A 21,188-nucleotide genomic window follows, 5' to 3' on the forward strand; every position below is an offset into this window, starting at 1 on the left:
CTTCCCCATTCCCCTCAGTTACACTGTATTTTTCTTGGGATCAAGCACATCTCGCAGACTGTCCCCCAGCAAATTAAAAATGATAACCGTGCTAAATATCGCGAGCCCCGGATAGATTAACAGCCAAGGCGCTGTCTGCAGATATCTTCTGCCTTCATTCAACATCGCTCCCCACTCGGGATCAGGCGGCTGTGCACCAAGTCCGAGAAAGGACAGACCCGAAATCGACAACATCATGCCGCCCACGTCCATCATCGCCATGACGATCAAAGGGGGCAACATATTCGGCAGAATCGTTCTGCTAATGATCTGGATTTTACGCGCACCGCTGAACGCGGCGGCAGTGACGAACTCTTTTTGCTGAAGAGAAATGACCAGGCTTCGGGCCATCCGTGCATACTTTGCCCACCAGACAACTGACAGTGCGACCACCGTGTTAAATAACCCCGGCCCTAACATGCCTACTACGGCAATAGCAAAAATCAAACCCGGAAATGCCATCAACGTATCGCACAGCCGCATCAGCAGCGTATCCACCAGCCCTCGCAGAAAACCTGCGACGACACCAACCGCTACGCCTAAGCCGAAAACAATACCGATCATCATAAATGTAAGCAGCAGAGAGGTGCGTGCTCCATATAAAAGTCGGGACAGGACACATCGCCCAAGCTGATCCGTACCGAGTGGATATTCGGGGCTGGATGGCTGCAACACTTTGGCAAAATTCGTAGCAAGTGGATCGTGAGGCGCCAGAAGCGGCGCAATCAGAGCCAGAACGATCCAGCCTGTGGTCAGGGATAGCAAGAAAATAAATAGACGACGTTGTGTCAGATATGCTCGAATCTTCATCACCATCTACACATCCACATCCAGTTGAATGCGCGGATCGCGAAGATGTGTCCAGAGATCCACGATCAGATTCAGGGTGACATAGATGACTGCCATCCAGATTACATAACCCTGTATCAGGGGGTAATCGCGGGTGAAAATGGCATCCACCGCCATCTGTCCTACTCCCGGCCATACGAATAAACTCTCCACAATTGCTGCTCCGCCAAGTAGTGCTCCTGTTGTCATGCCTAGCAAGGTCACAATTGGCAACAGTGAATTGGGCAAAATATGTCGCCAAATAATCATTGATTCCTTCACACCTCTTGCTCTTGCACCCACTACGTAATTCTGGCTTGTCTCCTCCAGCATGACTGCACGAATCTGCCGGCTGTATTGGGCGATCAATGGAATCGCGAGTGTCGCAGCAGGCAGGATCAGGCTGTTCCAGCCGGAACTACCCATGACCGGCAGCAGCTTCAGCTGCACACCAAATACCAGCATCAGCAACATCCCCAGCCAGAAGCTCGGCATGGATAGACCGGCAAACGAAAACAGGCGAATCACATAATCCAGCCATTGATTCCGGCGTACAGCCGAAAGAACTCCGAGCGGAAAGGAAATCAAAATCACCAGAAGCATTGCGCTCCCGGTTAACTTGAGCGTTGCTGGAAGGCGGGCCATTAACACATCCAGCACCGGACGGTCATATTTATACGACGTACCAAAGTCTCCAGTGACTACTTGTCCCAGCCATGTGCCATACCGAACCAGAAATGGCTTGTCCAGCCCAAGCTCTGACCTCACCTGTCTGACCAGTTCATCCGAAGGTGTGACTCCGGTAGACATCAGCATCAGTCTGGCGGGATCTCCAGGAGACAGATACGTTAATAGAAATGTCAGGAAGGTGATTCCAAACAGAACGGCGACCAGTTGTAATAACCGTTTAACGATATATCTGCCCAATAATAAAACGCCCTTCCCGGTTTAATGCGCGTGTACGCCTTCATTTTCATTCCATTCAATACAAGCCAATTCAAGCCAAAAAAGCGCCCTTTCCGTTTCACGGGATAAGGACGCCTTAAATAAACAGATTTTCAGAAAAAATCATGCTCTTTAAACACCTTCCTATCTCCCGTAGGGTACTGCTGTGTTTGTCCAACCTGGCAGGTCTCCTGGCTCCAGTATCATTGCCATAGCAGCTCCTTCCCGGTCTTCGTAAGACCAGTGGATATGCTGCCTGACTCCTCTGTTACAGTGGCGGGACCGCGCCGGCATCACACCGGACTTCCCTTTTAAGCTTCTACCCCAGCGGGTAGAGCACCAAGTTCCACGTATTCAATTCACTAAAAGTTGGTATCTGTTACACTTCTGTATCAGTATAGCGGCATACGGAATAATGTTCAAAACTTTTCTTTCAAAATTTAAAATCATGATTGCGGCTAATCTCGCACTCGCGAGCCCTTGGGTGACACCCCCGTCACACGTTTGAACATTTTGGAAAAAAGTAGCGGGTCGGTGTATCCAACGGAGTGGGCTACTTCACTCACAGACAGCATCGGGTTACGAAGCAACTCCGCTGCACGATTCATGCGATACTCTAAGAAAAAGGCTTGCAGCGACTTGCCATATCGCTCTTTGAACAACCCCGATAAATACGTTCGATCCAGCCCGACCGCCTGTGCGATATCCAGAATAGAAGTACGCTGGCTATACCGGTTCTCCATAAACTGCACAGCCTGCCGAATATAAGTCTCTTTCGTCGAAAGGAGCGGATTTTCTTCTTCTTTGATCGGTGAGGATGCGATTAATGCCGCCATAAGTCGGTATAACAGACTTTGATGTAGCACATCCCCTCCTGCAACAGAGCTCGTTCCGGCCTGAAGCATCTCGTCATACAGCGCTGCCATCATATTCTTATCATGAGCAGTAAATACCGGGTGCTCCTCGCTTAACTGCGCACGTTGCATAAAAGCCTTCGCCTGTACACCTCTGAAGCCAAACCATGAATATGTCCAAGGCTCCTCAGCATCGGCTTCATAATGAATGACCGTGTCGGGTAATATGAGAAATCCTTGGCCCTCGCCCAGAGGATATTCCCGATCTCCCATATATACCGTACCATGACCCTCATGTACGTAATGCACAATATAGGAATCACGCACCCCCGGCCCCCAATAGTGGGCAGGATCACATGCCTCCCAACCATAAAATAACAAGACCAGTTCCATCTGCGTCCAGCCGGCAGAGACCACATTCATTTCCACTTTTCGACTCATGTTTCCCCTCCTTTCGACGATGAGGTTAAAGATATCTTAATGTGAGCTCACATATTCCCTTACCAGTACACACAATAAATTATAACAGGTAGAAGAGAGGAAATCTTGCTGAAAACGAAAACAAAAATGGGATTATGCCATATTTGAGAGGGTTTGAGCCATAGTGATATGGGCCTGTTCGGCCTATAGTTGGGGTACAACATTTTTCGGGAAGGATGAAGTTGAAATGAACAAAATTACGTTTCTCGGTGCAGGCAGCACCGTTTTTGTCAAAAATGTATTGGGTGATGTGATGATGACGGAGGCCTTGCAAGACTTTGAACTGGCCTTGTTTGATATTGATGCTGAACGTCTAAGTGACTCGGAGCGTTTGTTAAAAAGCCTGGCTCAGTCGCTGGGAAGCCGCTGTTCCGTTAAAACATACCATGACCGCAAGGAAGCGCTCCGCGGAGCTAAATATGTCATCAATGCCATTCAGGTGGGCGGATATGACCCGTGTACGATTACCGATTTTGAGATTCCGAAGAAATACGGCCTGCGTCAAACGATTGCCGATACGCTCGGCATTGGCGGAATCTTCCGTAACTTGCGTACCATTCCGGTGATGCTGGACTTCGCCAAGGATATGCAGGAAGTGTGCCCGGATGCCTGGTTCCTCAACTATACGAACCCGATGGCTGTACTCACCAATGTCATGAACGTGCATGGCGGAATTAAAACGATCGGTCTGTGTCACAGTGTACAAGTCTGCGTACCTCATCTGTTCGATACGCTGGGGATTGACCAGACGGGTGTCGTTGCCAAAATCGCCGGGATTAACCACATGGCATGGCTCCTGGAAGTAACAAAGGATGGTGTCGATCTATATCCTGAGATCAAACGTCTTGCCAGACAGAAACAGCAGGAGACACATGATGACATGGTACGTTATGAACTGATGCATCGCTTCGGTTATTATGTTACCGAGTCTTCTGAGCATAGTGCAGAATATCATCCGTATTTTATTAAACGCAACTACCCGGAATTGATCGAACGTTACAACATTCCACTCGACGAATATCCACGTCGCTGTGTGAACCAGATTGCAGAATGGAAGGAAATGCGGGAGAAGCTGTTTGCGAGTGAAAATATTCAACATACCCGCAGTCATGAATATGCTTCGCATATCATGGAAGCGATGGAGACGGATCGCCCGTACAAAATTGGCGGTAACGTTATAAACAACGGGCTCATCACCAACCTGCCACGCGAAGCTTGTGTCGAGGTGCCTTGTCTGGTCGATGGTTCGGGTATCAGCCCAACATATATTGGTGATCTGCCGCCACAGCTGGCAGCGCTGAACCGTACCAATATCAACACCCAATTGCTTACCATTGAAGCCGCTATGACTGGCAAAAAAGAGCATATCTATCACGCGGCTATGCTTGATCCGCATACGGCTGCTGAGCTGTCCATGGACGACATCGTGGCGATGTGCGACGATTTGATTGAAGCTCATGGCGACTGGCTGCCTAAATTCTCATAATAAAAACATCAAGATATACAAAAGTAGCACCGTTCCTTTCGAAATCGAAGGGACGGTGTTTTTTTTCACTTATTTTCAGATTACTCCATTACTCCGCAGGCAGTAGAAAACGATATCCAATCCCTGGTTCCGTCTGAATATAGAATGGACGAGTAGGATCTTCCTTTAGCTTTTTACGCAAATGACCCACATAAACTCGCAAATAGTGGCTGTCCGACTCATGATGATGTGGACCCCATACTTGCTGTAAAAGCTGGCGCTGGGTAATAATTTTGCCTGCATTCGAGGCAAGCACCTTCAGCATCTCATATTCGGTTGGCGTTAATTTGACCTGTTCTCCGTCCAGCTCAACCTGCCTGAGAGCCAGATCGATAACCAGTGAGCCAAATCGCAAAATGGGTTCATCCGTTGTTTTGGCCACATGTCGCAGCGCCACTCGAATCCGGGCAACCAGTTCACCCATGCCAAACGGCTTCGTCACATAATCATCTGCACCTGCATCCAGTGCGGCAATCTTATCAGCCTCCTGATCTTTTGCTGTCAGCACAATAATTGGCACCTGTGACCATTCCCTTATTCGGTGAAGCACGTCCATGCCAGATATGCCTGGCAAACCCAGATCCAGAATGATCAAATCGGGATGCACCACACTTGCCTGCGTAATACCCTCCTCTCCATCAGCACACTCATAATGATCATATTGGTGAGCCTGAAGAGTCACTTTTAGCAGTTTGCGAATCTGCGGTTCATCATCAATCACCAGAATGCGAGCCCCTAATGCGGCATTCATCTAATCTCCAACCTCTCCTTGCCCTGTATAGGAAAATCGCACTTCATCCCTTCCCACAGGCAACTCTATACGTATTCTTGTTCCTCCATCCGGATTCCCCTCAGCTTGGATCGTCCCTCCGTGAACTTCCACAATCCCTTTGCAGATTGCGAGGCCCAGTCCGGTTCCCGTAATATGCTGCGTGGAGGGTGAGCGATAAAATTTATCGAACACGCGAGTTCGCTCCGGTTCCTCAATTCCAACACCCTGATCATCTACGATGAAGGTCACACAACGCTGTCTCGGTTCATTCTTCACCCTTATGATCACCATGCTCTCGTCGGGTGAATATTTGAATGCATTGCTGACGATATTCACAAGTACCTGCTCAAGCAGCACCTCATCTCCGTCAAAAAAAACCGGTTCTTCTGGCAGTTGTACCGTAACTTCACGATGAGGACTGAATTCTCTGACTTTTGCCAAAACAACGCTAATCATATCCCCTACATCACACCATTTGCGATTAAGTTGTAGCATACCGCTCTCCAGCCGCACCATGCCAAGCAAGTTGGTTACGAGACGATTCATACGCAACGCGCCGTCACGGATGTTACCAGTCAATTCCAGGCGATCCTCGGGTGTAAAAAGACTGTCATTCTCTATCAGCCCTGTGGCTGAACCGATAATGGCAGTTAACGGCGTACGTAGCTCATGGGATACCGAATCCAGCAGCGCAGTTCGGATGCGCTCTGATTCAGCGGTAACTTGAGCAAGGCGCGCTTCCTCAGCCAGCTTCACCCGGGCGATTGCACCTGCCGCAAGACTGCCGCAGGCTTCCAGCAGCTGGCCCTGTTCCTGTTGCTTCTCCGGCTCACTAGTAGTCATGTATACGGCAAGTACACCGTGAATGTGATTCTCTGTTCGTAACGGAACATACAGCCCCGCCGACTCACCAAGCTTTGGTGTACCTTTGCCTGCGATCTGCCCCTGTTTATAGACCCAATCCGCGATAGCCAGCTCCGAAGAACGGCTTCCCCAGGCATTCTTCTCTGTCCCGATCTCAGACGCAGGTCTCTGTTTCGTCCAAAGCTTCAGTTCACCCTGCTGATCCGGCAGATATATGGCGGCTGGACTTCCGAGCATAAGGGATATCTGGCTCGTCATGTTATCCAACAAGGTATCCAGATTAGTAATTGCAGTGATCTGTCGACTAAGATCATACAGGGCATTCGTTGTGGCTTCACGAGATTTAACCCGATCCAGCTGTTGCCGTAAACGTCCGGCGAGACTTGCCGTCATGACGGCGACAGCCAAATACACCCCAAACGAAATCAGATATCGCAAATCCTCTATCGTAAAACTGAGATAAGGTGGAACAAAAAAGAAATCAAACATGACAACACTAAGGGTCGCTGCATATACTGCCGGCCCCATTCCCCAATATACAGCACTAATCAGTATGGGAAACAGGTACACCAGTGCAACGTTGACCAAGTCATCACTCATCCCAATGGTATGAAGCAGTACGGTTAACAGGATGATGGCAAATGTTACCCATATATAGGCAGGAACCCTTTTCTGGCGAGAGATTCCCTGTAAGCTTTCCTGATCTTTGCCCTCTTCCTGATGTTCAGACAAATTCAATTCCACCCGCTTTATTTATAATCATCATCCGCTACGATCAATACATCACGATGTCTCGACAGACGAACAAGCTGGTTCACCACCGATCCCGAGCCACGATGACCATTCAGCCACCATACCCGTTTCGCCTGCCCAACTACCAGTTGTGTCGCCTTCGCTTCCGTAGCCTTTGCATCCAAAATACCTGGTACTTCCCGCAACTTTGCACTTTGATGGATATGAAAATGCCCTCCTAGCCGCACAGTGAGTTGCTCCAATCCTGCCAGGTGCTCCTTCACTTCAGGAGTCATTGCCATGCCTGTGCCGATGTGTACATGATGGACATGCCAGGATGCCTTCAGCCGATAAGCCATGCGAAAACCTCTACGAATTAACCGTTCGGCGTGACGGTCACTGCTGACACACACAAAAACCGACTCCTCACGGCGCCATGGGCCCCGTAGTGTTCGCGCCGCTCGCTGCGATTCCAGCCGCTCATCCACATCGTCTGCAAGTTCGCGTAGAGCCAGTTCACGCAATGCGATCAGATTACCCATTTTAAAAAAATTCGCAAGCGCCTGCTCCACCTTGGCAGTTGCATAGATTTTACCCTCTCGCATGCGCTGCCGCAAGGCCTCGGGAGCGACATCAATCAGTTGCACCTCGTCTGCCAATTGAATGATCCGATCAGGTACCGTTTCTCGCACCCGAACACCGGTAATATGCTCAACGGCATCATTCAAGCTTTCAAGATGCTGTACGTTCACGGTTGTAATGACGGATATGCCTGCGTCCAGCAGCCTTAGCACATCCTCGTAACGCTTTTGCCGAGCATTTCCAGGCACGTTGGTATGCGCGAGCTCATCCACAAGCACCACTTCGGGATGCAATCGTAATATCGCTTCTGTATCCATTTCCTCTAAGCATGTGCTTTGATACACACGCTGCGCTCGCGGGATGATGGACAAAGAGCCGATTTGTTCCACCGTGTCCGCTCGTCCATGGGTTTCCAGCAAACCGATTTGCACATGGATGCCTTTGCGCAACAGATCATTGCCTTCCCTCAGCATCATGTAGGTTTTGCCCACCCCTGGAGCAGCTCCAATATAGATTTTGAACGTACCGCGCCTAATCAGCCCAATCTGTTCCTCTATCTCCTGCTCACTGAGTCTGCGATAGGTTTTTTGTTCCGTTTCACTTACTTTTGTCGGCACAACCCGTTCGCCCTCTTGCGCCGACCGATCTGCAACCAGTAGTAAATCTACTCCTTGCAGTTTGCGAAGCAACGAGTTAATGAGAGAGCCCTGCCATAACTCCTGCCGGCGTGTACGCCGCGAATGTCCCATAACGATCCGGGTAATCTGCTGTCTGATCGCATACTGTGCCAATGTGGCTGGGATATAGCGGTGATGTATGACCGGAAGCTCCTCCATGTGCCCGCCGATCTTCTCCACTAGTTTCATCATACTGCGGCGAAATACCGTAGCTTCCTTCGTTAGTGGCTGTTTCATGGGCCGGAAGACAACAACATGCAAGCTCCCGTTCAATCGACGGGCAATCTGCTGTCCGCGCTGAATGTAGATCGAACCGTTCCAGTGGTACTGCGCGGAGACAAGAATGCGTTCCATGATGCCTGTTGCGGGCGGAAGACCCATTTCCTCGCGATGTTCACGTAAAGACTCGTTAACCCCTTCTGCAACAAGTTTCAGTGCCAGCTCACGTAAAATCCCAAGATTACCATGGCGAAAAATGTCCATACCCCCGTGCCCTTGCAGGTGACCTTCCGCAAGACGACTCAAAATGGTCTCTGGCGTAACGTCGATCAGCTTCACTTCATCCGCCAGTTCCAGTGTGTCCGCCGGCACGGTATGTGCCACCTTAATTCCAGTGAGCCGCCTGGCGAGTTCGGTATATCCCTCGAGCTCATACACATTCACGGTAGTTATGACACTGATATTGTGGCGCAATAGAAAACGGATATCCTCCAGTCTCGTTACATGTCTTGCTCCCGTCCGGTTTCGATGTGCCAACCCATCGACCAGAACAACCTCCGGATTGCGAATTAACAATGCATCCAGATTTAAGTCTTTCATCTCCGCTCCGTCACTGCTCCGAATCCAGTGGATGCTGGGCACACGCTCAAGCTCACCGAGCTGTTCTACCGTTTCCGGTCTTCTCATCGTGGAGACCGCACATATGACGACATCTATGCCCTGCTCGCGCAAATGATTGCCGTCTCTGAGCATATGATACGTTTTACCTGAACCGCTGACCGGGCCAATGTAGATTTTAAACGTGCCCTCTTGCAGCTTCGAAATCATACGCAGCATCTCTTCCGGCGATTTCCGCTTGAAGCTGCCCTCCATGCTGTCGCTCTCCTCCTCTCCTTCCTATAATGAACTCCACTTCTACTTCTTCTGTGCTGTAGTGAGTGCCAGATTTAGCTCCATCACATTCACACGAGGCTCCCCAAATATACCTAACTGGCGGCCTTGTATATGATCCTGAATGAGCTGAGTCAACTTCTGCTTACTAAGTCCTGTAGCTTGACTGATCCGCGGAATTTGGGCCATAGCCGCTTCAGGAGACAGGTCCGGGTCAAGCCCTGAACCGGAACCCGTAACCAGATCGGCAGGGATATGTTGCGGCAGAGTAGGATTTTCCTGGCGGAGTGTAGCCAGCTTTTGGTTCATCTCTGCAATGTATTCCGGAGATGCCACCGCTCGATTAGACCCTGCCGATGCGGTCGGATCATATTTCGCATTGGAAGCGCGGGGCTGAAACAATCCCGGTGATTTCACTTGCTGCGCCAACAGGGATGAACCGATGATTTTCCCATCTTGAATGATGAGACTGCCGTTTGCCTGTGAAGGAAACAGCAAGTGGGCCATCCCCGTTGTGATAAGCGGATAGAGCAGACCACAGACTAGCATGAGCACAACTGACAACCGCAACGCGGGCAATAACATCTTCATACAAATCACTTCCTGAATGGATTTAATGTATTCGTCAAAAAGGGCAACCACGTCATCTTCACCATGAATGACATCACCTGTACTTCACAGCTACAATGACATTTACATCAAACCTGACAAAACCAGGTCAATCAGCTTGATGCCGATAAACGGTACAATCACACCGCCAATACCATAGATGAACACGTTGCGGCTCAGCAGCCGTTCGGCAGACATCGGACGGTATTTCACGCCTTTCATCGCAATCGGAATGAGCAACGGAATAATAATCGCATTAAAGATCAGTGCGGACAGAATTGCAGACTGCGGTGAAGAGAGATTCATAATGTTCAGTGCCTGAAGCTGTGGCATGGCGAGAATGAACATCGCTGGAATGATGGCAAAATACTTGGCGATATCGTTGGATATGGAAAAGGTGGTCAGCGCGCCACGCGTAATCAGCAGCTGCTTGCCTATGGAGACCACCGACAACAGCTTGGTCGGGTCAGAGTCCAGGTCGATCATGTTAGCCGCTTCTTTGGCCGCCATCGTTCCAGAATTCATCGCCAGGCCCACATCGGCCTGCGCCAGGGCAGGAGCATCATTGGTGCCGTCGCCCGTCATGGCGACAAGTTTACCCTCCTGCTGTTCTTTTTTGATCGCCGCAATCTTGTCCTCAGGCTTCGCTTCCGCTATAAAATCATCCACACCCGCCTCCAGTGCGATCGTCGCTGCTGTCAGCGGGTTATCGCCGGTGCACATGATTGTCTTGATACCCATGGCACGCATCTCGGCAAATTTCTCCTTGAGACCGGGTTTCACGGTATCTTTCAAATAAATCACGCCATAGATTCGGTTATGGATCGCTACCGCCAGTGGTGTCCCCCCGGCCTTTGCAATCTGTGTTGCGATTTCGTCCAGATCACCGGGTACACGTCCGCCTTCGGAGGTCACATACCGCTTGATTGCATCTACTGCGCCTTTGCGGATTTTCGTTCCATCACTCAGATTCAGACCAGACATGCGTGTTTCCGCAGTAAACTCGATACGATCGGCATTGGTGTAGTTGCCTTCCTCCCAGCTCTGCCCCTGCTTACTTGCAAGCTCGACGACAGAACGACCTTCTGGTGTTTCATCTCGCACTGAAGCTTGAAGCGCCGCCCGTGTCATCTCGGGTACAGTTACACCCTGAACCGGAATAAATTCAGAAGCCATCCGGTTGCCGTATGTGATCGTGCCTGTTTTGTCCAGAATCAACGTATCGATATCGCCAGCCGCTTCCACCGCTTTCCCCGACATCGCTAGCACGTTAAACTGTGTCACCCGATCCATGCCAGCAATCCCGATGGCAGACAGCAGACCGCCGATCGTAGTTGGAATCAGGCACACAAGCAGAGCAATTAAGGTAGCCAGATCGAGCCGGATGCCGAGATAATTTGCCATAGGGACCATCGTCACAATGACGATCAGGAAGATTAGCGTTAATACGGCAAGAAGGGTAGTCAGGGCAATCTCGTTTGGCGTTTTCTGACGCTGTGCGCCTTCCACGAGAGAGATCATTCGATCCAGAAACGATTCGCCGGGATCGGTCTGAACTCGCATGATGATGTAATCAGAGGTCACCCGTGTACCTCCGGTGACTGAAGAGAAATCGCCGCCGGCTTCCTTGATCACCGGGGCGGACTCCCCTGTAATAGCCGATTCATCGATAGAGGCCAAACCTTGGGTAATCTCACCGTCCGTTGGAATGAGTTGCCCAGCTTCCACACGGACGAGGTCCCCTTTTTTCAACTCGGTCGAAGCGACCTGTTTCACAGTTCCATCCTTCTGCAATAGATTGGCCATCGTATCCGATTTCGTCTTACGCAGGGTATCCGCCTGTGCTTTGCCCCGCCCTTCCGCTAGCGCCTCGGCAAAATTGGCAAATAGCAACGTGAAGAGCAGAATAAAAAATACAGCCACATTGTATCCTCGCCCTGCATCCGAAGCGGTAAATAGATTGGGATCAATACATAATAGCAACGTAATGAATGTGCCGACTTCCACGATAAACATGACTGGATTTTTGATCATGACCATCGGATTCAGTTTTTTGAATGCATCTCGCATGGCCTGGAGCAACATGGATTTATTTAAAGATCGTTTCGACCCGGGATGATGCTGAACGTGGTTGATGCGTTGATGAATTTGTTCTTTGTTTCGTTCCACTGCATTCATTGTGAATGCCACCTCCATACTATACGTGCTTACTTCAATCCTTTGTCGTGCTTCCATATTTATTGGCTGTGTCGCTGTCGCTCCGCTGGCTTATTCGCCTGCCACTTCTTCAGCCATCACCACCTCGTATCATTCACCTGCCGCTCATCGCACCATCGCCAAATGCTCTGCAATAGGACCAAGAGCCAACGAAGGGAAGAATGTCAGCGCGCCTACGACCACAATCATCATGACCAGAATGCCTGCAAATAGCGGTGTATGCGTCCGTAGCGTTCCTGTGGTAACCGGGACAACCCGTTTCACGGCAAGTGAACCTGCTATCGCCAGCATGGCAATCATCGAGATATATCTTCCGAGCAACATCACAATCCCTATAGCGATATTGTAAAAGTCCGTGTTGGCGTTCATTCCGGCAAAAGCCGATCCGTTATTGGCCGCTCCTGAGGCAAAAGCGTACAACACCTCGGTTAGCCCATGTGTACCGCCATTGGAAATGGAAGCCACGGCCTCCGGCCTTATTAAAGCGAGTGCGGTTGGCACGAGAATAATCAAGGGATGAATCAGCAGCGCGATACAGGCCAGCTTGATCTCTTTGCCTTCGATCTTTTTGCCCAGGAACTCCGGTGTCCGGCCGACCATTAACCCGCAGATAAAGACCGCAATGATCACATACAGCAGACCATTCAACAAACCTACACCCTTGCCGCCAAATACATTGTTCAGCATCATCTGAGCAAGAGAGACCAAACCTCCAAGCGGAGTAAGTGACTCATGCATGTTGTTCACCGACCCCGTTGTTGCTGCTGTAGTTACAGCCGTGAACAAAGCCGATTCGGGAATCCCAAACCTGACCTCCTTACCTTCCATGTTGGTTTGTAGTCCATTCGCATCCAGCGAAGGCACTCCGCGATACTCGGAAATAAATACCGTCGTCAGCATCACTAGGAACAGAACTCCCATTGCAGCAAACAACGCCCAGCCCTGCTTCCGGTTATTCACCATCAAGCCAAATGCATACACCAGCGCTGTCGGTAGCAACATCATACAAACGATATGCACCAGATTGCTCAGCGCCGTTGGATTCTCAAACGGATGCGCGGCATTGGTGCCGAACCAGCCCCCGCCGTTGGTTCCAATGTGTTTAATCGACTCCAGCGAAGCCACTAATCCGCGGGTGATGGTCTGCTGTGCACCCTCCAGCGTGGTTGCGTTCACCGCACCGGCCAGCGTCTGCGGCACCCCTTGAAATACAAGGAACAAGGCCACAATGAAGCTGAGCGGTAAAAAAATACGAGTAATCGACCGAACCAGGTCGACATAAAAGTTACCCAGATCATCCCGGCGGCCTACTAATCCGCGAATAAAGGCAATCGCCACCGCGAATCCCGTTGCCGCCGAGGTGAACATCGGGAACGTTACCGCGAGCAGTTGTGACAGATACGACAGAGCATTCTCGCCTGTATAGGACTGCCAGTTGGTATTGGTCATAAACGATGCGGCTGTGTTAAATGCCTGCGCTGCTGGCATATTATCGATCCCATCCGGATTGAGAGGCAGAAATCTTTGTAGCCGTAACACCAGAAACATCAGGATCAACATGACCGCATTGGAGATGAGTATGGCGGCGAGATATTTTTTCCACCCCATCGTTTCATCTTCCCGTACCCCCATCAGCCGATACAATAATCGCTCCGGTCCGCCAAACACACGATCAAGTCCCGTTCGTTGCCTGTCAAATACCCTCACCAAATAACTGCCCGCCGGCTTCACCAGCAACAATATAATGAGTAGCGTGACCGCTACTTGCACTACACCGATACCCATATCTGCATATCCTCCCTAATTCCAACCTTGGTGTTTCCCACTAATCTACTCTTTATCTTCAGCTTCAGGCACATGATCTGAACAGTTACGTTAGAATTTCTCTGGCTTCACCAGCACGTACCCGAGATAGACAATCAGAGCCATGACAATTACGCCGATGAAAATCATCTTTTTCGCCCTTCCTTCCTGCCTTCAGGCCTTCTCGCAAAATTTCACAAAGCCCCAAAACACCGCAAACAACAGTACGATCAGTCCAATCATCGTTGCATCATTCACCATGCGTCCTTCATCCTCTCTTCTCTACCGTTCCTCTCGCTTGCTACATGTAAAATCGTAATACGAATCGCTGTAAAAAGGGGGTAAAGAATCGCCGCTCTGGCTGTAAAAAAAGCGTAAAAAAGACCCGTTCTTCTCAGCGATCAGCTGAAAGAACGGGTCTGACGTAAATACATATCAATGTAGGATTAAGGGTTACATTGAATAGGTCATCTTTTTTTTAAGAACTGCGAGTAGTCCTGCCCTGCATTTTACGAATCTTGGTATTTGGACTACTTTTCATATATTTGTTGAAAAACTCTGGCTTAATTCCGGTCATATGATGAAAAAACGACGTTTCCACTTTCCAATCCTGTTCGACCATATACCGAATATCTACCAGCCCTTTATTCGCAAGAAGATCAATGATCGTCCGAACCCGCATAGGTGTCTGCAAAGGAATCGTCTGATCAAACGGTTCTCTCTCCAAATATCCCCTTCGATGCATGGCAGCATAAAAATTACGGTGTGCTTTGGCATCCATTAATCCCAGATCCGCTGCACGGTATCCTAACACTTGCAAGGATGTCTTCCATTTATTTTTTAAATCAAGATATTGGTCGGGATTGGTTAGTTGGGAAATGGCTTGCATATCCTGTGTGAATTCTTCTTCGGGCAATAAAAATGCACCTGCAAACAGATTGGCTTCATTTTCAATCCCCTTATGCTCTTTACGATCCAGATTTACGAACTCCAGGCGGTAGTGGAGCAACAAATGACCAAGCTCATGAGCGATATCAAAATTTCTACGCACGGCCGAGCGTTTAATGTTGCCTAAAATGATGAAAGGGCGATCCTCTTTCGTCCATAAACTGTAGGCATCGATCCCCTCGCCCATGGCCTTCTCAAAGACATACACTCCGCTTTTTTCAATCCAAAACATCAGGTTTTCATTCGTTGTCCGTTCCAGATTCAGTCGCTCCCGCGCAAGCTTTGCAACATATTGAATTTGGGCTTTTCGATCATCCTTCGAGTTATTCATGTACTGGATCGCTTCTTCCCTGAGCTGGATAATCTTCAAGGTGGGAAGGCTGATCTGAGCAGTAATATAGTTTACAAAGGTATCCAGATACTCCACATGCTTTGCCTCTGTCTGTGTCTTGGAGATCACATTCATCACTTTGGATCGATACGCAATGTTCATCACGTTGATGTTGCCCTGGTTATTGCGCTCCGTTAGTTTGTCCTTCTCGTAAAAATACTTGCTCTTCACACTGAAAATCCGTTTCAATTCATTAACGATAGGCACTTTGGGGGAAGTGTACGCATTTTCATACTGCCAGACCGCCTGCTCGGTCACACCCAGTTTTTCGGAAAGCTCCTTTCTCGAATAACCATGCATGATGCGCAGATTGGTCAGATTTTCACCCATGAACACACGGTTTCCTCCTTACTAGACTAAGGGGGTTACCCCTGCCGTTCTTCTTCCAAAATTTCAATGTCATAAGCTGCCGGATCAAGTATATCGTCCACGTCAGGAGCAAGAACTTCACGTTCATGATCGCTAAGTTCCGCACCTGAGATGAGATCAGACAAATCTTCTATAAAATAGGCTATATTATCATGCGGATTAGGCAAATAGTGCTTTACTTCAGATATTTGATACGCATCATCAATAGCATAGGTGAGGATGTGAAACTCATTATACAGAGATGACAGCTGTTTAAGTTCTTCTTTCACACGAGTAACCTGGCTTACTTGAATAGGCAAGGAAAGCTGCACTACCTTTTCGGACTGATCCGCATCATTCAGGGGTGGCTCTATCGGAAAGTTCAAATCCACATTAATTTTGGACAGGTCATGTAAATATGTGCGCATTACCCCCTTACGGTCATCACCCGTAGGCAGTTTGGCCCGAGAAAAACATTTTTCATTAAAGTAAGCTGCATTTTTTATCAAAAACAGAACTTTGGAGTCTTTATGTGTGAACTGAAGATAATCCCAAGTCAGACCTGCTTTGGACTTTTTATGTGTGAATACCTTTCCATCATCTTCCTTACAGTATTCAGCAATTTTGCTCTCTATAAAATTACCTTTTGTCCAAGCAAATGCCGAACTAATCTCCATGTTATCTCGTCGATCTATACGGTGCTCAATATATTCTCGGTACCCTTCGATAATAGCTTTAACAATCATCTGACTATGCTGAGGCTTGAATTTATATTGTTCCATATATATCACTCCGATTCAGAAGGTATAAAGGCTTCTTTTATTTTAAATGATATACCCCAGATAAGATATGATTTTTTCTTTTATTTTTAAAGTGAACAAACTTACTGTATAAACACATAACTTATCCAAACGGATTCTGCGCCCACTGTGTCAGCCGTTTTTTGGTGATGTGTCCATGTGAAGTGTGTTCAATAACCTTCCCCTGATCGAGTAGGAGTACCTGCGGCGATTCATGGCGAACCTCGGTCTCTTCGGCGATGTGACGGGATAACGGACGGTTCTCGATAACTTTCACCATACGATATTCCATCGTCTGTTTCGGATCGGATGCATTGGTGCCGACAAAAGCCATGAACTCTCTATATGCTCGTGCACTAACGGGACAAGTTGTGCTGTGTTTCAGCAAAAGCACCGGATTCTCTTGCGAACGTTGGAGCACCTCTTGCCAATCCTCCAGTTTATGCAACTCCAGCACATGCTCACTTAACATCTCATGTGAATCGGCGCCTGTACGTTTACTGACCACGGAACCGATCACCACGCCGAGAGCAGCACCAAAAGCGATGCCCAGTCCAATCTGCCCCGTAGCTGTACCAAAGCTTGCACCAAGGGCCACACCGACTCCGAGCCAAAGTGCCTGATGATTCACCTTTTTCTCCACATCAAGTCATCCTTTCTCTACGTATGAATCAAGCGATTCGAAGCTATATAAGTCGAACGACTAAACAGGCTTTTCCTGAATACTTCAATGATCATATTTTCATCTCATATTTTGTTCAAATTATAGCACAGCCCCTGCACACAAGCTTTCAGAATCTGCATCTTTCGGGTACATAATTGTGTTACACTGATGGTAATTTGGAAACGATGAACATAAGAGCAACTGAAAGGCGGAAATTCAATATGACATACGCTTTTACGATTGAACCACCGGAATATTATGCACTGGACAACGAAGACGAGTTAATTGCCAAGTGTCAGGAATGGGGTCTGATTTCGGCGAAAGCAACTAAACTCAAAACATTTTATTATAAAGGCAACGGGCTGAACCTGCCCTGTAACATTCTAGGTTTTGTGGATCACATGACGGCTGTAATTGAGCTGGATAATGGGCAAAAACACTGCATTCACCCCTCCTATCTCAAAGAAATGCAGGCTTCGAGCTACAGCACCAGAGGATTAAGCGGAGCGGGAGCAGAGACGGGAACGGAACAGGGCTACACTGCACAAGCCCCTGATTCCGCTGAAACATCTGCCCAGGAAGACTCGTCAGCCGAGCTGGTTAATCCGGAGGATGACATGGATGGGCCAGATTCCTTCTCCGAGCTCAAAGGTGATCCTGACGGATTGGTGGAGGAATACATCGGGCCTCAGGCAGGCAGCAATGCCGATGCGACTTCAGAAACCAAATCCAAAACCAAAGCTGCACCGAAAACAAAAGCCGTTAAAATCGATCTGCCCGAAGGCAAAGTGAAGATGAGCGGGGTGGTTAAGGAGTTTACGACAGTACCCAACCATTTCTCGGACAATGACGATGAAGTTATCATTTATGAGTCTGTAACCATTACGGAGCCTGATGTCATTGAGGTCGGAGAGGCTTGGTCCAGTCACAGTGCAACGATGAAGAAACAGGAATTAGAAGTTGGCGATGTGCTAACCTTTGAAGCTAAAATTATCAAAAAGAAGCTAACCCGTAATCCGGTGCCATACAAAATCAACAACCCTTCCAAGATTCAGAAGGAAGATTAGTCTTTCTTTAAAAAAACAGCAAAAAAACCTCCACGCTGCATTATGTAGCGAATGGAGGTTTTTCCCAGATAGTTATTTAGTTATTACGTGTTTTATAGTTTAATGCTTGATACTTAGCACATACGCCCAACCTATAACTGTCTCTATGCTTGTCCAGGAGTTGCACTGATTTGGAACTGCACACCAAATTTATCAGTAACATTACCGTAAGCCGGGCTCCAGAACGTTTCCTGAATCGGCATATTCACTTTACCGCCCACTTCAAGTTTACTGAAAATGTCCTTCGCTTGCTCAGCTGTGTCCGTATTGACCGTCACCGTGATATTATCTCCAATGGTGTGAGGCATACCAGGCAGCGTATCCGACAACATCAACACCGAACTGCCGATTTGCAGAGACGCATGCATAATCCAGTCTTTGGCTTCTGGTGGAATCGGATGATCCGGGCTGGAAGGGCCTTCCCCAAATGTCTGCATCGCGAGCACTTCCGCACCAAATGCCTCTTTGTAGAACTCAACAGCTTCACGCCCGTTACCATTGGTAACAAGGTATACATTCAAGTTAATTGCCATGGATTATTCATCTCCCTGGATTCGTTTAGTTTATGGGTCAGGTCACTTGCGACATGAGTATATAGGAATGAATTGTCCTTTGACAAGCACAAATTTCCACTCTATACGGTGACCGTTACTGAGCTATATTTCCCAACATCTTCTTCTCCCATTCTCTACTTCATTCAAGTTCACCATTTAAACCTTACGCTTGCGAAGGTAATGCACAACCATGATCACAATCCCCGGTACAAGAACGGCAAAACTGGCGTAGATGATGCACCATTTTAACAACGTGAATACAGGAGTCAGTTCAGCAATCACAGATGTTCGCTCGGGATACCGGAACATGACCAGAGATGCCCCCAAGTTTTCCAGCATATCCATCCCCCAGCCCATAAAGGGCAGCAGATTTATCCACCTCCAGCGGCTTGTGACTGGAAGTACTCGATACAGCATGGATATCGAAACGACGAGCAGGAACAAATAGACCAGCGGCCAGATCATATCAAACGTAAACCTCGCCTGAATATAAGCGCTTCGCCCGCTCTCTCCATAGTGCTCAGCCACCCGATACAAATCATCGGCGCTGTATAGAAACGACGAATCCGGTGACTCTCCGCCGCCTGTTGCCTCCTTTGACTTTTCCGCCTGCCAAGGTAGAACGAATGCGATAAAACACCCAAAGACAATGGTCGCAACGACAACCCATTTCCAGTTTACATACCGATATAAACCTGATGATAACCTGCCGAGCATGCCTGACTCCCCCTCTCTATTCAAGAAAAAAGCCACTCTCCCGAGTAATGCCCGGTAAAATGGCTATAAATGTTCTATTCAGTTATTACCCCGGTCAACTAAGACTGCTTGCCTTTTTCCTACTCATTTATTGTGCCTGCACAATGCGATCGATTTCACTTTTTAACAAAAGATATCGATGCACACTTCTCATAATAGGTACTTTGGTGAGTTTGTTTTTATCCACGTATAACTTCATCTGGTCTTTACTCAGCCCTAGCAGGCTGCCCGCCTCAGTTACCGTCAATACCACTTCGGGATTCGTTGCGTTGAACGTCTTCTTTACCTTTTGGTTCCAGTCCTCAAATACCTGCATAGATTCACGATCTCTCCTATCCATAGCCAGTTATTTTCAGGCTGCGTACATTCAGTATAGCATACTTGTGATTATCGTCACTTATTCCTCTTTATGGCACTACGAAATGATCTCCTAGTTCGTATGCTGTATAGGAGGGGCAAAGTTGAATTACACCCATTCTCATCTAGAATGTATTCACTATTCGGATTATTCTGCGACTATTTGGCTATGGAATTAAATGGAATTATATGTTAGCATTTGTTTATTCCATCTAAAGGAGACGATCAAGCTTGAAAAAGATTCTGAGGGCAGCATTTACCTTTACTCTGATACTTAATTTGAGCATTGCAGCAGTAGCTATGGCTTCACCCGAAACAACAGATCAGCATACGACCGAGAAATTCATTGAAGTACAAACCTCTGGAACAAACAAAGTAAAAGTCGGCAAATTTCAAGGAGATAACACCATTGTTATGGACGAAGAAGGAAACCAGTTTACGGTAGGAGAACTTAAAGCCCAAACCAATCTGGTGTTACCTGAAAATCCAAATTCTAATGTAACACCACCAAATATTAAAATTCAGTTAGCTCCACATAACGATATTGTAAAACCATTTGCATCAGCTTACGGTAACGCATGGCCTTATTCTGCTGTCACTTCAACCAAGGTCAATTGCTACGGGTATTCAGTAAAAGCCCCTTTTTTTTGGAATCCTGGAGATGGTGATGGAGTCTCAAATGTTTATGATAAGAACTTTTTTACGGATTCTAGTGTAGGAGCTGCTCTTGTAGTAAAAGATGGAAACACGAACGGACTTTATTTCAAACCCGGTTGGAAAATTCTTTCCAGTAGAACAGCAGCTGTCACAGCTGATGAACACCGTATTGCTTATAGAGTTGGCTGGATTGATGCTAATAATAATGGGAAAGTGGATGTAGGAATTGACGTGGTAGACTTTCATTTTATGCTACAAAACAGCACAGGCAATTGGTCAGAGAAACACGGACAGCAACCATCTATTAACACAAATATATCAAATCCAAGTACATTTTCTTGGGATCTAGGCACTTATAAAAATTTTTACAATAGCACTACCGCTTATATTGCTGCCAAGGTATATTAATCTATCTATATAATTTTATAGTTTCAAAAAAGAAGGCATTTATCCCTCAGATAAATGCCTTCTTTTATTTAATCCATTTAGTTTATGCGTAATGGACTTGTTCAACGACTGGTAATCTCATCTTGCCTTCAACAGTTCATTCTCTAAAATGCAAGTAGACGT

Annotated in this window: 19 protein-coding genes and 1 riboswitch; of the genes, 3 read left to right on the plus strand and 16 right to left on the minus strand. The window is 47.8% G+C overall.

Features of this window, described 5'->3' with window-relative positions:
* Positions 1-18: 18 nt before the first annotated feature.
* The 3 genes from nikC to J2T16_RS24270 all read right to left on the minus strand — a co-directional run bounded on the left by nikC (position 19) and on the right by J2T16_RS24270 (position 3,107).
* Positions 19-849 (minus strand): nickel transporter permease, encoded by an 831-nt coding sequence (gene nikC, locus J2T16_RS24260; RefSeq protein ID WP_260511044.1) that lies wholly within the window; start codon positions 847-849, stop codon positions 19-21.
* Between the two features lie 6 nt (positions 850-855).
* Positions 856-1,794 carry a nickel ABC transporter permease gene (gene nikB, locus J2T16_RS24265; RefSeq protein WP_221790165.1) on the minus strand — a complete coding sequence of 313 codons (939 nt, stop codon included), beginning with the start codon at positions 1,792-1,794 and terminating at the stop codon, positions 856-858.
* Positions 1,795-1,976: 182 nt separating this feature from the next.
* Positions 1,977-2,171, minus strand: a riboswitch (cobalamin riboswitch).
* 99 nt (positions 2,172-2,270) lie between these two features.
* Positions 2,271-3,107 carry an AraC family transcriptional regulator gene (locus J2T16_RS24270; RefSeq protein WP_221790163.1) on the minus strand — a complete coding sequence of 279 codons (837 nt, stop codon included), beginning with the start codon at positions 3,105-3,107 and terminating at the stop codon, positions 2,271-2,273.
* Between the two features lie 226 nt (positions 3,108-3,333).
* Here J2T16_RS24270 and J2T16_RS24275 point away from each other — a divergent pair, with 226 nt between their 5' ends.
* Positions 3,334-4,632 carry an alpha-glucosidase/alpha-galactosidase gene (locus J2T16_RS24275; RefSeq protein WP_221790162.1) on the plus strand — a complete coding sequence of 433 codons (1,299 nt, stop codon included), beginning with the start codon at positions 3,334-3,336 and terminating at the stop codon, positions 4,630-4,632.
* 88 nt (positions 4,633-4,720) lie between these two features.
* Here the strand turns inward: J2T16_RS24275 and J2T16_RS24280 are convergent, their stop codons facing one another.
* From J2T16_RS24280 to ytxJ, 10 genes are all read right to left on the minus strand, one after another.
* A complete protein-coding gene (locus tag J2T16_RS24280; protein ID WP_336121346.1) occupies positions 4,721-5,422 on the minus strand; it encodes a response regulator in 702 nt (233 codons plus the stop codon).
* The gene (locus J2T16_RS24285; RefSeq protein WP_336121347.1) at positions 5,423-7,039 is read right to left on the minus strand and encodes a DUF4118 domain-containing protein; all 1,617 of its coding nucleotides are present in this window, start codon (positions 7,037-7,039) and stop codon (positions 5,423-5,425) included.
* Between the two features lie 17 nt (positions 7,040-7,056).
* A complete protein-coding gene (locus J2T16_RS24290; RefSeq protein ID WP_341181474.1) occupies positions 7,057-9,390 on the minus strand; it encodes a histidine kinase in 2,334 nt (777 codons plus the stop codon).
* A gap of 42 nt (positions 9,391-9,432) precedes the next feature.
* Positions 9,433-9,999, minus strand: coding sequence for a potassium-transporting ATPase subunit KdpC (kdpC, locus tag J2T16_RS24295; RefSeq protein WP_336121349.1), 567 nt, complete (start codon positions 9,997-9,999; stop codon positions 9,433-9,435).
* A 102-nt stretch (positions 10,000-10,101) separates the two neighbouring features.
* The gene (gene kdpB / locus J2T16_RS24300) at positions 10,102-12,195 is read right to left on the minus strand and encodes a potassium-transporting ATPase subunit KdpB (RefSeq protein WP_499019414.1); all 2,094 of its coding nucleotides are present in this window, start codon (positions 12,193-12,195) and stop codon (positions 10,102-10,104) included.
* Positions 12,196-12,339: 144 nt separating this feature from the next.
* The gene (gene kdpA, locus J2T16_RS24305) at positions 12,340-14,019 is read right to left on the minus strand and encodes a potassium-transporting ATPase subunit KdpA (RefSeq protein ID WP_499019415.1); all 1,680 of its coding nucleotides are present in this window, start codon (positions 14,017-14,019) and stop codon (positions 12,340-12,342) included.
* A gap of 90 nt (positions 14,020-14,109) precedes the next feature.
* Positions 14,110-14,187 (minus strand): potassium-transporting ATPase subunit F, encoded by a 78-nt coding sequence (locus tag J2T16_RS24310; protein ID WP_090924284.1) that lies wholly within the window; start codon positions 14,185-14,187, stop codon positions 14,110-14,112.
* A 328-nt stretch (positions 14,188-14,515) separates the two neighbouring features.
* Positions 14,516-15,712, minus strand: coding sequence for a spr1629 family repressor/antitoxin (locus J2T16_RS24315; protein WP_221790157.1), 1,197 nt, complete (start codon positions 15,710-15,712; stop codon positions 14,516-14,518).
* A gap of 29 nt (positions 15,713-15,741) precedes the next feature.
* Positions 15,742-16,506, minus strand: a complete 765-nt coding sequence (locus tag J2T16_RS24320) for a spr1630 family ClpXP-sensitive toxin (protein WP_221790156.1) — start codon at positions 16,504-16,506, stop codon at positions 15,742-15,744.
* Positions 16,507-16,627: 121 nt separating this feature from the next.
* On the minus strand, positions 16,628-17,167 hold the full coding sequence (gene ytxJ / locus J2T16_RS24325) for a bacillithiol system redox-active protein YtxJ (RefSeq protein WP_312027646.1): 540 nt from the start codon (positions 17,165-17,167) through the stop codon (positions 16,628-16,630).
* A 242-nt stretch (positions 17,168-17,409) separates the two neighbouring features.
* On the opposite strand from ytxJ, the gene J2T16_RS24330 reads away from it, so the two are divergent.
* Entirely contained in the window at positions 17,410-18,255 is an 846-nt protein-coding gene (locus J2T16_RS24330) for a hypothetical protein (protein ID WP_499019416.1), read from the plus strand.
* 143 nt (positions 18,256-18,398) lie between these two features.
* Here the strand turns inward: J2T16_RS24330 and J2T16_RS24335 are convergent, their stop codons facing one another.
* The 3 genes from J2T16_RS24335 to J2T16_RS24345 all read right to left on the minus strand — a co-directional run bounded on the left by J2T16_RS24335 (position 18,399) and on the right by J2T16_RS24345 (position 19,920).
* Positions 18,399-18,827 carry a VOC family protein gene (locus tag J2T16_RS24335; protein WP_154891512.1) on the minus strand — a complete coding sequence of 143 codons (429 nt, stop codon included), beginning with the start codon at positions 18,825-18,827 and terminating at the stop codon, positions 18,399-18,401.
* Between the two features lie 177 nt (positions 18,828-19,004).
* Positions 19,005-19,565, minus strand: coding sequence for a hypothetical protein (locus tag J2T16_RS24340; RefSeq protein ID WP_499019417.1), 561 nt, complete (start codon positions 19,563-19,565; stop codon positions 19,005-19,007).
* A gap of 127 nt (positions 19,566-19,692) precedes the next feature.
* Positions 19,693-19,920, minus strand: coding sequence for a helix-turn-helix domain-containing protein (locus J2T16_RS24345; RefSeq protein WP_090924231.1), 228 nt, complete (start codon positions 19,918-19,920; stop codon positions 19,693-19,695).
* Positions 19,921-20,192: 272 nt separating this feature from the next.
* Between J2T16_RS24345 and J2T16_RS24350 the strand changes: the two genes are divergently transcribed.
* Positions 20,193-21,026, plus strand: a complete 834-nt coding sequence (locus tag J2T16_RS24350; protein WP_221790152.1) for a hypothetical protein — start codon at positions 20,193-20,195, stop codon at positions 21,024-21,026.
* Positions 21,027-21,188: the final 162 nt, after the last annotated feature.

This window comes from Paenibacillus intestini (genome assembly GCF_030803945.1).
GTDB classification, from domain to species: domain Bacteria; phylum Bacillota; class Bacilli; order Paenibacillales; family Paenibacillaceae; genus Paenibacillus; species Paenibacillus polysaccharolyticus.